The following is a 14765-nucleotide window of genomic DNA, read 5'->3' as shown; positions in this document are numbered from 1 at the left end:
GTGCTTTTTTATATGATAAATTGCAAGAGTGCAATAGTTAGTATTGAAAAGATTGAATGGCCTCTTTCAACTCATCTTGTAAAAAGTCTCTCTGATCAAGTTGAATATAGACTTCTAACAGACAGGATCTAAGGTTGGAAAATTTATAAAAATCTCCCCTCTCCTCTATTGGAAAGTCAAGCGTTTTTATCCAAGAAGCTACTTGTTCTTGCTCGATTTTCCCTTGCAAAATAGGTTCATAGAGCACTCTAGCTAAACGCCAATCCTCATCATCGGTAAAACGAATTGAAATTCTTTTAAAGACTTGGCCAAGTATGTTCAATCCTTCATGAACTTTGTTATTAGGAAGGTCTGGATGACAAACTACTTCTGTTAAAAGATCAGCTCCATGCGCAAAAGCGTGAACCCAACCATACTGGCTGGAAAAACCTGTTGTATCCTTTTCTTTTAAAAGATAGTGTAAGCCTTGATCCAGTAAAATATATCTTATATCAGCTTTTAATCTTTGATAAAAAATCGATTGTTGGTTGGCATCTGCAGACAAGAGATTGGCATAAATCAGTGCTCTAAAAGAACGATCAAGTGTCGATAGTCCAATCTTGTCAATCTCTTTTTCTACTCCTTCATCGGATATAATCGTCTCAGAAATGAAATGAAACTGTTCCTGTGTAAAGAGTTCTTCTTGAATCCCTCTAGCCAAGCTTGTAAAAACGAGATCATCGCGAATTTCTGGTGAGGGATCTCCTAAATGTTCCAGCAACCACTGGATTTCTTCTCGGTTATAGCTTGGTTTTTCTTCTTTCACTTTACTTTGTAATTCTTGATACATCCCTACACCTCTGAATTTCTACTAGCTTATTTTAGAGTTGGCTGTAGAGGAGTTTATTCTCCCAATTCTGCACTGTAAGCAATAATTTGATCCACTGTGTCTGAAAGGAATTGGATGGTGTCGCGGAGTGGTTTGTCAGTCGAGATATCTGCTCCGATAATCATGGCTGACTCAAGTGGGGTCTTGCTGCCACCTGATTTGAGGAGGTCTAGCCAATCTTTTGCTCCGTTTTCGGAGTTCTTCAAATGCAAGTATCCCGCTGTTGAGATAACCAAGCCAGCTGAGTAGGTGTAGCTGTATAGCCCCATGTAGTAGTGGCTTTGGCGCATCCAGGTCAACGCTGCATCGTCATCGATTTCAACGGCGTCTCCCCAGAATTCGGTCAAGACTTCCTTCATGATGCTATTGAGCTTGCTAGCACCGAAGGTGCCACCTTCTTCGATCAAGGTGTAGACCTTGCGTTGGAAGGCTGCTTCCAACAAGTGGGTGATGAAGTTGTGGAAGTAGGTGTCTGTCAAACGGTGAGCCAAGGCAAAGCGTTTTTGACGAGGGTCGTCAAACTGGTGTTCCAAATAGTCGCTGAGGAGGAGCTCGTTAAAGGTAGAAGGAGCTTCCACATAGTAGGTCGACATGTGGGCGTTGAAGTAGCTTTGGTTGTTGTCTGAGAAGATGAATTGACCAGAGTGTCCGATCTCGTGGATCAGGGTGTAGACATCGCTCATGCGTCCTGTCCAGCTCATGAGGACATAAGGGTGGACACGGTATGGGTCAGCGGCATAACCACCGGAATCCTTGCCTTCATTGGCCGCAAAGTCGACCCAGCGTTCGGTTTGGTAGCGGGCGATTTCGCGGGAGTATTCTTCTCCAAGAGGTGCCACAGATTTCATGACCAAGTCATAGGCATCATCAATGGTAACATCTGGGTTGAGCGCACTGTCCAAGTCCAACTTCCAATCAGCAAAGGTCATTTTCTCAAGGCCGTTGACCTTGGCCACGTGTTTGAGGAATTTTTGAGCGACTGGAGCGAAGTCCTTCATAATCAGGTCAATCTGACGGTCAAACATAGAACGATCCACTTCCTGCTCAGCTAGGAGATAGTCAAAGACAGAGTCGTAGCCTCGCATATCTGCAATCAGTTTTTCAGACTTGACTTGGGCTAGATAGGTAGCAGCAGCCGTGTTTTGGTGCTTGCGGAGACCTTCTGAGAAAGAACGAAAGGCTTTTTCACGGACTTCCGCATTCTCATGGTTTTGGTAGAAGTTTTCATAGGTAACAAAGCTATTTTTGTAAACTTTTCCATCCACTTCAAAATCAGCCATTTCAAAGTCACCCGCCCGCATCTTAGTATAGATGTCTTGTGGTCCGTAGAAGACTTCACCCAGGTTGGTCAAGGTCTTTTCTACGTCAGCTCCTAAGTAGTGGGCTTTTTTAATTTTAGCCTGACGAATGGCATAAGTGAGGTGAGGGAGTTGCCCGAGGCGTTCGAGGACTTCTTCATCTGCTTCGACCAAAGCATCGTCAAAGAAGGAAAGTTCGACGCTTGCCCAAGTTTCGAAATCCATCCCCGCTTGAGCAATCTCTGCAAAAGCTTCATCGCCAAAGTCCGTCGTTTGGGGCATAAAGCTGTAGTTACCAATGTGGCTGAGTTGGATCTGAATTTGTTCAAAGATGGCAAAGGCAGCTTCAAAGTCTTCAAAAGTGTGGAGCTTGCCCTTGTAGTTGCGGACAAATTCATTGATTTCTTCACGCGTCTTTTCGATGGCACGCAAGAAATCTTCCTGGTCTTGGTAGAGGGCTGTGAGGTCCCAGAGTTCGTTCTCAGGAAATTCAGAACGTTTTTTTAATTCCATAGTGTTCTCCTTTTGATCAAATAACTATACTCAGTATAGCAGAAAATAGGGGAGAATGATAGGCGAAAGGAGAACTTATCAAAGCTAGCTGGATCCAATAAGAAACCAAGGATTTTCTAGCTTTTTTACCTTCTTTTGGTATAATAAAGTGGAGAAAGTTTTAGGGAGTATACAATGAAAAAAATTTATAAAGTTAGCTTGGCAGTGATGACCATGCTAACCTTGGTGGCATGTGGACCTAAGCGACGTCCTCGGACGCAACCCTCTACAGCTCAGAGTGAAGTAACAGATGGAAAAAGTTCCAAGAAAGCATCGTCTGGGCATGAGTACTATCAAACAGTGCTTGAACGTTACCAGGCCTACTCTAGGGCTATCGAAGAAGGTGATAGTGCAGGTCTAGAGACCAAACTAAAAGAAATAGATCCTCAATCGGATGAGTATGTCTATGCCATGTATCTTCAAACTTTGGGTAGTAAACCAAATCTTTCCTATTTTTATACAGATTTGGATAAGGATGGGCGGGATGAACTCTTGATTGGGACTGGCCAAACAGTCTCAGCAATCTACTATCTGAAAGGACAGCAACCAGAATTACTCCATACAGCTTTTGTAGCTTCCTCTGGTGGCTCTCGTTCAAGTTTTCAAATTTTTGAGGATGGCTCGGTCATCTATGCTAGCTTTTCGTCTCTTCAACCAGAAGTAGATTTAATCCATTACAAGTTCCAAAAAGGAAAGTTGGAGACTGTCAATAAGATCCAAATTAAAAATGGGGACGGTCAGAAGCCAGAAAAAGCCTTAGGGATTACAGCAAAAGAATTGGATCAAGCAAAATTTGAATGGAAAGAACTAGAAACCGGAAAGAAGGCGAAGAACCAAGCAAATAACTCAGAACAGCAAACAAGTAGTTTCCAAGTCCGTGTAGCAGTTCCAGATCTTCGAATTCGTAAAGAAGCATCGATCAAGGGGGAAGAAGTTGGAATGATCCCGCAAGGTATTTACACGATAACTGAGACGGTGTCAGCTGACGGTTATACCTGGGGCAAGCTCCAATCTGGCCAAGGCTGGATCGCGCTTGAATTTACGACGAGAGTGGAAGGGGGAAATGCATCTACTGTTAAAGGATTGAGTGCGGAAGATCAAGAGGATATCCACTCGGTAGTAGAGAATGGCTATTCTTTAATGTATTCTAGATTGGTCAAACCAACCTTTATATTAGATTTATCAAATGATCATAGCGGTATCTATTCTTATACAGAAGGCATGTTCTTAGATTATTTCAATACTTATACTCCAGGCACCTATCAACTTGCAGATGTCATTAAAAAATTGGAAGCTCAAGAAACATCAGAATCCATTCAATCTATGACTACAGATCAATTAATTCAACTTGCGAAAGAAAGAAAACAAGGCTGGATATACTCTTCGAAAGATAAGAAGTTTTTTGAATTCGTTCCAGGTGGACGTGGAGGTGCTGGCCCAGAGGTTGTTATTCCTTCAGCAGATGAGTGGGTCGTTGAGAATGATACAGTTACAGTAACAACTAGAGTTAAGACCTCTTCTCAACCTTTTGAGCGCTATGTGTTGAAGCGGAGCAAGAAAGATTATTCAGGTGGAGAACATAAAACGCGATTCTATGTCGTTAGTAAAGAAAATGTGTGGAATGGAAAATAGACGGTAGCTATATCTAGCTCTAGAATTTTAAAATACGTGGAAATCAAATATTCCTCGAAAAAGGCTTTTAAAGCCTTTTTCTTTTGGGCTTGAATATGGTAAAATAAAGGTTATACGTGCTTGGATACAAAGATGAGGATATAACATACAGATGGGCTGTTGAAATCCCGATCTCGTTGAGTTGGGTGGCCTTAGTATCTTAATAGTTGAACACGGGCTAAATCCCTAGTGAAAAAGATAGATTTCCTGGTGTGCGTGGCACACTGCGTCAATCTCCTATTTTCATACGGGATTCTTCACGCCCTTTGTATCCTGATGAACTGAATTTTGGCCTCATTTCTTAGGAAAAAAGATAAGTTTCCTAGCACTCATCGAGTGCGGCGTCACCTTCCTATTTTTCTACAGAAATGTTCGGCAAGCCGAATCGTCCAAAATATCTTGAGTAATTGAACACGCCTACAACTCTGTGGAAAAAGATAAATCTACCTAGGAGCGTTCGCTCCGTCGTTCGATTTCCTATTTTCCTTTGAGTTGCTTAACGGCTTAGTATCTTGGGTAATTGAATTTTGGCCTCATTTCTTAGGAAAAAAGATAAGCTTCCTAGCACTCATCGAGTGCGACGTCACCTTTCTATTTTTCTACAGAAATGTTCGGCAAGCCGAACCGTCCTAAATATCTTGATTAATTGAATCCGGCCGAAAAGCTGTGTAAAAAAGATAAACTGTCTTGTCTTCATCGAAGACTTCGTCAGTTTCCTATTTTTACTTTGCTTTTTGTGGCCTTAGTATCTTGATAGTTGAACACGGGCTAAATCCCTAGTGAAAAAGATAGATTTCCTAGTGTGCGTGGCACACTGCGTCAATCTCCTATTTTCATACGGGATTCTTCACGCCCTTTGTATCCTGATTTTTGTAGGCAAGTCGTATAATTTTATCAATCCAAAGGGGATTAAAATGACAAAACAAGTGTTTCAAACGACTTTTGCGGGTCGTGAGTTGATCGTAGAGACTGGTCAGGTTGCTAAGCAAGCAAATGGCTCTGTTGTGGTACGTTACGGTGAGTCAACTGTCTTGACTGCTGCCGTTATGTCTAAGAAGATGGCAACTGGGGATTTCTTCCCACTTCAAGTAAACTACGAAGAAAAAATGTATGCGGCTGGGAAGTTTCCTGGTGGCTTTATGAAACGTGAAGGACGTCCTTCAACAGATGCGACCTTGACAGCACGTTTGATTGACCGTCCAATCCGTCCAATGTTTGCGGAAGGTTTCCGTAATGAAGTGCAAGTCATCAACACAGTCCTTTCTTACGATGAAAATGCATCTGCCCCAATGGCAGCGATGTTTGGTTCATCCTTGGCACTTTCTATCTCAGATATTCCATTTGACGGACCAATCGCTGGGGTACAAGTAGGTTATGTTGATGGCCAAATCATCATCAACCCTACTCAAGAGCAAGCAGAGCAATCGCTTCTTGAATTGACAGTAGCTGGTACTAAGCACGCTATCAACATGGTAGAGTCTGGTGCCAAAGAATTGTCAGAAGAAATCATGTTGGAAGCCCTTCTTAAAGGACACGAAGCTGTCAAAGAATTGATTACCTTCCAAGAAGAAATCGTTGCGGCAGTTGGGAAGGAAAAAGCAGAAGTTGAATTGCTTCATGTGGATGCTGAATTGCAAGCTGAAATCATTGCAGCCTACAACAGCGACCTTCAAAAAGCTGTTCAAGTTGAAGAAAAATTGGCGCGTGAAGCTGCAACTCAAGCAGTCAAAGACCAAGTCACAGCAGTTTACGAAGAAAAATATGCAGACCACGAAGAATTTGACCGTATCATGCGGGACGTGGCTGAAATCTTGGAACAAATGGAACACGCAGAAGTGCGCCGTTTGATTACAGAAGACAAGGTTCGTCCAGATGGTCGTAAGGTCGATGAAATCCGTCCCTTGGATGCGGTTGTTGACTACCTTCCTCGCGTTCACGGTTCAGGTCTCTTTACGCGTGGACAAACGCAAGCCCTTTCTGTCTTGACCTTAGCACCAATGGGTGAAACGCAAATCATCGATGGTTTGGATCCAGAGTACAAGAAACGCTTCATGCACCACTACAACTTCCCACAATATTCTGTAGGGGAAACTGGACGTTACGGTGCACCTGGTCGTCGTGAAATTGGTCACGGTGCTCTCGGTGAGCGTGCCCTTGCTCAAGTCTTGCCAAGCTTGGAAGAATTCCCATATGCCATCCGTTTGGTAGCAGAAGTATTGGAATCAAATGGTTCTTCATCTCAAGCATCTATCTGTGCGGGAACTCTTGCCCTCATGGCTGGTGGTGTGCCAATTAAGGCGCCAGTAGCAGGTATTGCTATGGGTCTCATTTCAGATGGAAACAACTACACCGTATTGACAGATATCCAAGGTTTGGAAGACCACTTTGGAGACATGGACTTTAAGGTTGCAGGTACGCGTGACGGGATTACAGCCCTTCAAATGGATATCAAGATCCAAGGGATTACTGCGGAAATCTTGACGGAAGCTCTTGCCCAAGCCAAGAAAGCTCGTTTTGAAATCCTTGACGTGATTGAAGCAACGATTCCAGAAGTTCGTCCAGAATTGGCTCCAACTGCTCCGAAAATTGATACCATCAAGATTGATGTGGACAAGATTAAGATTGTCATCGGTAAGGGTGGAGAAACCATCGATAAAATCATCGCTGAAACAGGTGTTAAGATTGATATTGATGAAGAAGGAAATGTGTCTATCTACTCGAGCGACCAAGCGGCTATTAACCGTGCTAAAGAAATCATTGCTGGTTTGGTTCGTGAAGCGAAAGTGGACGAAGTCTACCATGCTAAAGTTGTGCGTATCGAGAAATTCGGTGCCTTTGTCAACCTCTTTGACAAGACGGATGCCCTCGTTCACATCTCTGAAATGGCTTGGACTCGTACCAACCGTGTCGAAGACTTGGTAGCCATCGGTGATGAAGTGGATGTCAAGATTATCAAAATCGATGAAAAAGGTCGTGTCGATGCTTCTATGAAAGCACTCTTGCCACGTCCGCCAAAAACAGAACATTCAGAAGAAAAAGGTGAGAAGGGTCATCGTCATGGCGACCGTCCTCGTCACTACAAACCTAGAAAAGATTTTGCCAAAGATGCAGGCGAAGCAACGAAAGAATAAGCATTTAAAAGAAAGGAGCACGGTATGGGATGGTGGCGTGAAACCATTGATATTGTAAAAGAAAATGACCCAGCAGCACGTACCTCGCTGGAGGTCCTCTTGACCTATCCAGGCGTTAAAGCGTTAGCTGCTCACCGTGTTTCTCACTTTTTGTGGAATCATGGCTTTAAGCTTCTAGCTCGGATGCACAGTCAGTTCTGGCGCTTTTGGACCCAGATCGAAATCCATCCAGGAGCGACCATTGCTTCTGGTGTCTTTATCGACCATGGAGCAGGCCTCGTTATTGGGGAAACAGCTATTGTTGAAAAAGGTGTCATGCTCTACCACGGGGTGACGCTCGGTGGAACTGGAAAGGATACAGGGAAGCGTCATCCAACGGTTCGTGAGGGAGCTTTGGTCTCCGCTCATGCTCAGGTCATCGGCCCGATTGAGATTGGAGCCAAGGCCAAAGTAGGAGCGGGGGCGGTCGTTGTCTCCGATGTACCGAGTGATGTGACCGTTGTCGGTGTTCCTGCCAAGATTGTTCGTGTTCACGGTAAGAAGGATGAGCCAATCATTCACCAAGAAGAGGAAAAACGCGAATACTACGTGAATAAGATGGAGCACGCCAAGGAAGCTAGTCACCATTCATCAAGTCTTTAGAAAAGGTTGGAAAAGTTATCGAAGTGAAATATGACAGGAGGAACCGACCTGTCAGATTTACCAGATGCTATTTTGAACCAGGTAGTCCTTGAACTGAAAGAAGGCTTGGAGTCAATTTCGCAAGAGTAAAGTCTATCAGTTCTTCTACACAGCTGACTATGTAGATCATCATAACCGAACCTGGGATACCCGCCATGAAGAGCAGACAGCTGATGCCATGATTTTTTTTACTATCGCTTTGAATAGCAAAGGAAATAGAAAGGTAACTACAAGAATGGCAGTTTATTTTTACGGCTGTATCACCATGGATGGCTACTTGGCAGACAGCCAGCACAGGATAGACTGGCTGCATCAGCTTGGTTCTGTAGAGGATACAGGCTATGATGACTTTTACAGGCAAATGGATATCACCATCATGGGTAAGCGGACCTTTGAGGAAATCCAAGATTTGCAAGATGTAGAAAGTTTTTATCAAGCTACGGAAAACTATGTCTTTACGCATGATAGGCACCTGCCTGTCAGCAATTACCAGCCAGTAGCTGGGGATGTGGTGGACTTTGTTCGCCAGATTGACAAAGGCAAAAATGTCTTTGTGATAGGTGGTAATTCCTTGGTAGGACCGCTCTTGGATGCGGATCTTTTCGACCACCTCATTATTCAGATAGCGCACCTTATCCTAGGAAAGGGGGTCCCGCTCTTTACCCAAGAGGAAGGGCAACGCTTTTACCAACTGGATAGTCTCAGACAATTTGGCCCTTTTGCAGAGCTGGTTTTCAGCCGAAAAAATCAGAAATAGAGAAGGGAGTGGACCGCATGATTAAAATTTATGACACCATGTCTCGTGATTTGCGAGAATTTGTCCCAATCGAAGAAGGAAAGGTCCGCATGTATGTTTGTGGACCAACAGTTTACAACTATATCCACGTAGGGAATGCCCGTTCAACGGTAGCCTTTGACACGATTCGTCGCTATTTTGAGTATCGTGGCTACGAGGTTAACTACATTTCCAACTTTACAGATGTGGATGATAAGATTATCAACCGCGCCAAAGAAGAAGGCATTACTCCTCAGGAAGTGGCAGACAAGTATATTGCAGCCTTTCGTGAGGATGTGACGGCTCTCGGGGTCAAGTCTGCAACCCGCCACCCTCGTGTGGTCGAGTTTATGGACGACATCATTCGCTTTGTCGCTGATTTGATTGAAAAAGGCTATGCCTACGAGAGCCAAGGGGATGTTTATTTCCGTGTGGAAAAATCCCACAACTATGCTAAGTTAGCCAACAAAACTCTAGAAGACTTGGAGCTAGGTGCTTCTGGTCGGACAGATGAAGAGACGGCCCGCAAGGAAAATCCAGTCGACTTTGCCCTTTGGAAGGCTGCTAAACCAGGAGAGATTTCTTGGGATAGCCCTTGGGGACCTGGTCGTCCGGGTTGGCACATCGAGTGTTCGGTCATGTCAACGGGGATTTTAGGCGATACTATTGATATCCACGGTGGTGGAGCCGACCTTGAGTTTCCGCATCATACCAACGAAATTGCTCAGTCTGAAGCTAAAACGGGCAAGACCTTTGCCAACTACTGGATGCACAATGGCTTTGTCAATATCGACAATGTCAAGATGTCCAAGTCCTTAGGTAACTTCATTACTGTGCATGATGCATTGAAGACCATTGACGGCCAAGTCCTTCGCTTCTTCTTTGCGACCCAGCATTACCGCAAGCCCATTAACTTCACAGAAAAAGCGGTACGCGATGCGGAGACCAACCTCAAGTATTTGAAAAATACCTATGAGCAACCGTTCACAGGAGAAGTGGATCCAGCAGACTTGCAAGGCTTTGTGGACAAGTTTATCGCGGCGATGGATGAAGATATCAATGCAGCGAACGGAATTACTGTCGTCTTTGATTTGGCTAAATGGATCAATTCAGGTCACTACAATCAAGACGTCAAGGATGCCTTGACCAAGATGTTAGAAGTCTTTGGAGTGGTCTTTGTCGAAGAAGTCTTGGATGCAGATATTGAAGCCTTGATCGCTGAACGCCAGGAAGCGCGGGCTAAGAAAGATTTTGCGCGAGCAGATGCCATTCGCGATGAATTGGCTGCGCAAGGAATCAAGCTCTTGGATACAAAAGAAGGTGTAAGGTGGACACGTGATTGATGTCAATCTAATCAATGGAATTGCCCTGGCCTTTGAGGGAGATGCGGTCTATTCTATGTATATTCGCAAGCACCTGATTTTGCAAGGGATGACCAAGCCCAATAAACTTCATCAGGCAGCTACCCGCTACGTCTCTGCCAAGGCTCAGGCTAGTCTGATTGCGATGATGTTGGAAGAAGAGCTTTTGACAGAGAAAGAAGTCGAGATCTATAAGCGCGGTCGCAATACCAATAGCCATACCAAGGCCAAAAATGCAGATGTCGTGACCTATCGCATGTCGACGGGTTTTGAAGCGGTCATGGGTTACCTGCATCTGACAGATGAAATCAGTCGCTTAGAGGAATTGGTAGCTTGGTGTATCCAAAAAGTGGAAGAAGGAACAAAATAGTGAAAAATATCAGAGAGTGGTTCCCTCAGGCAGAGGTGACGGATCACCCCAATCCACCAGTTGGTTATGTAGCCATTCCCCTGCAGGCCCAGCAATGGTTGCTACTGAAGGAAGAAGAGCTGACCGAGAGAGAGAAACAATTGATTGCCTGGTTGGCTAGTGAGGAAGATCTTGTTCCCAATCCTTGGTACCAATACCTGATCGATGGAAAGGGAGAAGCCCCTCAAGTTATCCAAAAAATGCAACTTGTCTATTGCCACCTCTCGCACTCGACAGCGGAAGGAACGGCTTCCTGGTTAGAGATGATGCAGACGCTTTTGCCCAACTTTCGGGCAGTCTTGCAACTGAGTGGACAGGACTATGTACTCATTCTAGATCAAGAGCAGTCGCTGGCTGTGGCTGATATCTTAAAAGATACCGTCTCTGCCATGGAGTATGATTTTAACATTCGTTTATCCATCATGGTCGGGCAGGTATGGACCGAGTCAAAAGCTGGGAAAGTATCTCCTGTCATCCGAGCAGAACGGGCAGCCTTTCGAGCCTGGATCCGAGAAGGCCATCAAGGTGTTTACCGCTTTTCTCAACTCTACCTATGGGGAATCGAGCAGGCAGATTTGGATCTCCATCCTATCAAAGAACGCTTGCATCAGTTGATTGGGAGTCAAGACCAGTTGCAGGATATCATTGTTGCCCTCTGGGACAATGGGGCAGTTGTGACCAAGGCGGCCCAGCAACTCTATCTCCATCGCAATTCACTCCAATACAAGATTGATAAGTGGGAAGAGCTAACGGGTCTCCAGTTAAAAAATCTGACTGATCTAGCCCTTTGTTACCATTTGGTTCTACAGGATGTGATTTAACGGAATGAATTGAGAGTTTTGTGCAACTTGCACAAAACTCTTTTTCTTTTTTGTGAGACTTGCCATAGTTTTGTAAAGCGTTTTCATTTACAATAGAATTATAAAAATCAAAGGAGTACCATCATGGTAGAATTAAATCTTAAAAATATTTACAAAAAATATCCAAACAGTGAACACTATTCAGTTGAAGATTTCAACTTGGACATCAAAGACAAAGAGTTTATCGTTTTCGTAGGTCCTTCAGGATGTGGTAAATCAACAACTCTTCGTATGATCGCTGGTCTTGAAGATATCACAGAAGGTGAATGTTCCATCGATGGTACTGTTGTAAATAACGTGGCACCTAAAGACCGTGACATCGCCATGGTATTCCAAAACTACGCTCTTTACCCACACATGACTGTGTACGATAACATGGCCTTTGGTTTGAAATTGCGTAAATACAGCAAGGAAGATATCGACAAACGTGTACAAGAAGCAGCTGAAATCCTTGGCTTGAAAGAATTCTTGGATCGTAAACCAGCTGACCTTTCTGGTGGTCAACGTCAACGTGTGGCTATGGGTCGTGCCATTGTCCGTGATGCAAAAGTGTTCTTGATGGACGAACCTTTGTCAAACTTGGATGCGAAACTTCGTGTATCCATGCGTGCTGAAATCGCGAAAATCCACCGCCGTATCGGAGCTACAACTATCTACGTAACTCACGACCAAACAGAAGCGATGACTCTTGCTGACCGTATCGTTATCATGTCTGCGACTAAAAACCCAGCTGGTACTGGTACAATTGGACGTGTGGAACAAATTGGTTCTCCGCAAGAAGTGTACAAGAACCCTGTTAACAAATTCGTAGCTGGATTCATCGGAAGCCCTGCCATGAACTTCATTAACGTCAAGTTGGAAGGTGGACACATCGTTACTAACGGATTGAATTTGAAAGTTCCAGAAGGTGCTTTGAAAGTTCTTCGTGAAAAAGGCTATGAAGGCAAAGAGTTGATCTTTGGTATCCGTCCAGAAGACGTGAATACAGAAGCTGCTTTCCTTGAAACTTTCCCAGAATCAGTGGTGAAAGCAACCATCTCTGTATCTGAGTTGCTTGGTTCTGAATCACACTTGTACTGCCAAGTTGGTGACAACGAATTCATCGCGAAAGTGGATGCGCGTGACTATCTTGGAACTGGTGAAACCATCGAACTTGGATTTGACTTGAACAAAGCTCACTTCTTCGACAAAGAAACTGAAAAGACAGTATACTAATCAGTACTGACACTATAGAGACTGAGACAATGTGTCTCGGTCTCTTTCATTTTAAGGAGACAAAACATGGAAAAAGACTGGTGGAAGGGGAAGGTCGCTTATCAGATCTACCCAAAAAGCTTTAAGGATAGCAATGGAGATGGTGTTGGAGACTTGAAAGGCATCACAGAGAAACTCGATTACCTTCAAGACTTAGGGATTGATATTCTCTGGCTATCTCCTGTTTACAAGAGTCCGTTTATTGACCAGGGTTATGATATTTCTGACTATTATGCCATTGATCCTCTCTTTGGGACCATGGAAGATATGGAAGAGCTGATCGCGGAAGGAAAGAAGCGAGGCATTTCCATCATTATGGACTTGGTGGTCAACCATTGCTCCAGTCATCACGAATGGTTCCAAAAGGCTCTAGCGGATCCAGATGGCCCTTATGCAGACTACTTTTACTTCATCGAAAGCGACAAGGAACCCAACAACTGGGAAAGTTACTTTGGAGGCAGTGTCTGGGAACCGGTTCCTGGCACCAACAAATACTATCTCCATTCTTTCCACAAGGATCAGCCAGACCTCAATTGGAAAAATCCTGTCTTGCGCGAAGAAATTTATAAGATGATCAACTGGTGGTTGGACAAGGGAATCGCGGGATTCCGGATTGACGCTATTATCAATATCAAAAAGGATTTAGAATGGCGTTCGCTTCCGTCCGATCGTGACAATGGCCTGGTCCCAGTGCCGGAATCGCTGGTCAATGCCCAACCGATTGAACCTTTCTTGCAAGAATTAAAAGAGCGTACTTTTGCCAAGTACAATGCCTTCACGGTAGGGGAAGTTTTCAATGAAACCGATGAAGAACTACATTTCTTCATCGGAAAAGATGGCGTCTTCTCTTCCATCTTTGACTTCAAGCAAACCTGCTTGGGGCAGGAAGGAAAAGGCTGGTTTGACCATAGTCTTCCAACAGCAGATGAACTCAAGGAAAGTATTTTTCAAGCGCATGAGCGCGCGGATAGCATTGGGGTGCTCTCGACCATTATCGAGAATCACGACGAGCCTCGTGGGGTGTCCCACTATATTGCAGAAGGTCCAGTAAACGATACCAGTAAAAAAGCCCTGGGAACCATTCAGGTTTTGCGCAAGGGAATTCCGTTTATCTATCAAGGTCAAGAAATTGGAATGGAGAACCAAGTCTTTGAATCAGTGGAGGACTTTGATGATATCGCGACCATCAATGGCTACCATGTGGCTAAAGAAGCTGGTTTGAGTGAGGAAGAAGCCTTAGCAGTGATTGCCAACTATAGCCGAGACAATGCGCGGACACCGATGCAGTGGTCAGCGGAGCCAGGTTTGGGATTTAGTGATGGGCCAGCCTGGTTGATCAGTCCCAAACCAAATGTTGCCATCAATGTGGAAGACCAGGAAAAGGATCCAAATTCCATCTTGAATTATTACCGCCAGTTGACGGCCTTGTATCGCCATCCCCTCTATGGAAATACCATCCGGTTTGGAGATATGATCCCAGCTTATCGAGACCGTGAGAACATCATCGCCTTTGAACGCCGTGGGGACAAGCGTCTCTTGGTGATCAGCAATTTCCAAAATCGCCAGGCCACCTTGGAGCTGCCAGCTCCGATTAAAACGGTCATTTTAAATAATACTGTAGGATTATTCCAAGAAGGAGACCATGTGCTAGAATTGGCCCCTTACCAAACTGTTGTGTTGGAATTGGTGGAATAGAATAGAACCTTCGCAGACGCGAAGGTTCTTTTGAAGATATATCTTTCGAAACTTTCCTTAGGTGAGTACGGACGTCAGCGAACTTCTTCGAAGTTCCATGACTTAGTTTTGAACCTAAGGTTTCAAAACTCCCGAGTGCTTGAAACATAACAGTTTCAAGCACTTTTCTCACGGCGGAAAATTTCAGTATAAGACTGAATACTGCTAAAT

Annotated in this window: 11 protein-coding genes and 1 pseudogene; 10 read left to right on the top strand and 2 right to left on the bottom strand. The window is 44.4% G+C overall.

Annotated elements, in window-relative coordinates; translation table 11 throughout:
- Positions 1–37 precede the first annotated feature (37 nt).
- Together QM873_RS01355 and pepF are read right to left on the bottom strand one after the other, a co-directional pair.
- A complete protein-coding gene (locus QM873_RS01355; protein WP_368387773.1) occupies positions 38–829 on the bottom strand; it encodes a DUF2785 domain-containing protein in 792 nt (263 codons plus the stop codon).
- A gap of 53 nt (positions 830–882) precedes the next feature.
- Positions 883–2679 carry an oligoendopeptidase F gene (pepF, locus tag QM873_RS01350; RefSeq protein ID WP_368387771.1) on the bottom strand — a complete coding sequence of 599 codons (1797 nt, stop codon included), beginning with the start codon at positions 2677–2679 and terminating at the stop codon, positions 883–885.
- A 174-nt stretch (positions 2680–2853) separates the two neighbouring features.
- Here pepF and QM873_RS01345 point away from each other — a divergent pair, with 174 nt between their 5' ends.
- The 10 genes and pseudogenes from QM873_RS01345 (at position 2854) to QM873_RS01300 (ending at position 14555) form a co-directional block, all read left to right on the top strand.
- Positions 2854–4350, top strand: a complete 1497-nt coding sequence (locus QM873_RS01345; protein WP_368387770.1) for a hypothetical protein — start codon at positions 2854–2856, stop codon at positions 4348–4350.
- 953 nt (positions 4351–5303) lie between these two features.
- Entirely contained in the window at positions 5304–7520 is a 2217-nt protein-coding gene (gene pnp, locus QM873_RS01340) for a polyribonucleotide nucleotidyltransferase (protein ID WP_368387768.1), read from the top strand.
- A 24-nt stretch (positions 7521–7544) separates the two neighbouring features.
- The gene (gene cysE, locus QM873_RS01335; protein ID WP_048790006.1) at positions 7545–8162 is read left to right on the top strand and encodes a serine O-acetyltransferase; all 618 of its coding nucleotides are present in this window, start codon (positions 7545–7547) and stop codon (positions 8160–8162) included.
- A 30-nt stretch (positions 8163–8192) separates the two neighbouring features.
- A pseudogene (locus QM873_RS01330) lies at positions 8193–8288 on the top strand (YdeI/OmpD-associated family protein); the annotation flags it as partial.
- 148 nt (positions 8289–8436) lie between these two features.
- Complete coding sequence (locus QM873_RS01325) at positions 8437–8958, top strand: dihydrofolate reductase family protein (protein WP_414278667.1); 522 nt, start codon at positions 8437–8439, stop codon at positions 8956–8958.
- 17 nt (positions 8959–8975) lie between these two features.
- On the top strand, positions 8976–10319 hold the full coding sequence (cysS, locus tag QM873_RS01320) for a cysteine--tRNA ligase (protein WP_414278666.1): 1344 nt from the start codon (positions 8976–8978) through the stop codon (positions 10317–10319).
- A complete protein-coding gene (locus QM873_RS01315; protein WP_061564386.1) occupies positions 10312–10707 on the top strand; it encodes a Mini-ribonuclease 3 in 396 nt (131 codons plus the stop codon). Before cysS ends, QM873_RS01315 begins: the two co-directional genes overlap by 8 nt.
- A complete protein-coding gene (locus tag QM873_RS01310; RefSeq protein ID WP_414278665.1) occupies positions 10707–11567 on the top strand; it encodes a helix-turn-helix domain-containing protein in 861 nt (286 codons plus the stop codon). The genes QM873_RS01315 and QM873_RS01310 overlap by 1 nt, the downstream gene beginning before the upstream one ends.
- Positions 11568–11690: 123 nt before the next feature.
- Complete coding sequence (locus QM873_RS01305; protein WP_129270011.1) at positions 11691–12821, top strand: ABC transporter ATP-binding protein; 1131 nt, start codon at positions 11691–11693, stop codon at positions 12819–12821.
- A 66-nt stretch (positions 12822–12887) separates the two neighbouring features.
- Entirely contained in the window at positions 12888–14555 is a 1668-nt protein-coding gene (locus tag QM873_RS01300; RefSeq protein WP_414278664.1) for an alpha-glucosidase, read from the top strand.
- Positions 14556–14765 lie beyond the last annotated feature (210 nt).

Origin of the sequence: Streptococcus australis, assembly GCF_047463015.1 — a bacterium.
In the GTDB taxonomy this organism is placed as follows: domain Bacteria; phylum Bacillota; class Bacilli; order Lactobacillales; family Streptococcaceae; genus Streptococcus; species Streptococcus australis_F.
The sequence above is the reverse complement of the archived record's forward strand: the minus strand, read 5'-3'. Positions and strand labels throughout refer to the sequence as shown.

Coding starts and splice junctions, on each gene's coding strand:
- QM873_RS01355 (WP_368387773.1), bottom strand. CDS start 829: ATGTATCAAGAATTACAAAGTAAAGTGAAAGAAGAAAAACCAAGCTAT.
- pepF (WP_368387771.1), bottom strand. CDS start 2,679: ATGGAATTAAAAAAACGTTCTGAATTTCCTGAGAACGAACTCTGGGAC.
- QM873_RS01345 (WP_368387770.1), top strand. CDS start 2,854: ATGAAAAAAATTTATAAAGTTAGCTTGGCAGTGATGACCATGCTAACC.
- pnp (WP_368387768.1), top strand. CDS start 5,304: ATGACAAAACAAGTGTTTCAAACGACTTTTGCGGGTCGTGAGTTGATC.
- cysE (WP_048790006.1), top strand. CDS start 7,545: ATGGGATGGTGGCGTGAAACCATTGATATTGTAAAAGAAAATGACCCA.
- QM873_RS01325 (WP_414278667.1), top strand. CDS start 8,437: ATGGCAGTTTATTTTTACGGCTGTATCACCATGGATGGCTACTTGGCA.
- cysS (WP_414278666.1), top strand. CDS start 8,976: ATGATTAAAATTTATGACACCATGTCTCGTGATTTGCGAGAATTTGTC.
- QM873_RS01305 (WP_129270011.1), top strand. CDS start 11,691: ATGGTAGAATTAAATCTTAAAAATATTTACAAAAAATATCCAAACAGT.
- QM873_RS01300 (WP_414278664.1), top strand. CDS start 12,888: ATGGAAAAAGACTGGTGGAAGGGGAAGGTCGCTTATCAGATCTACCCA.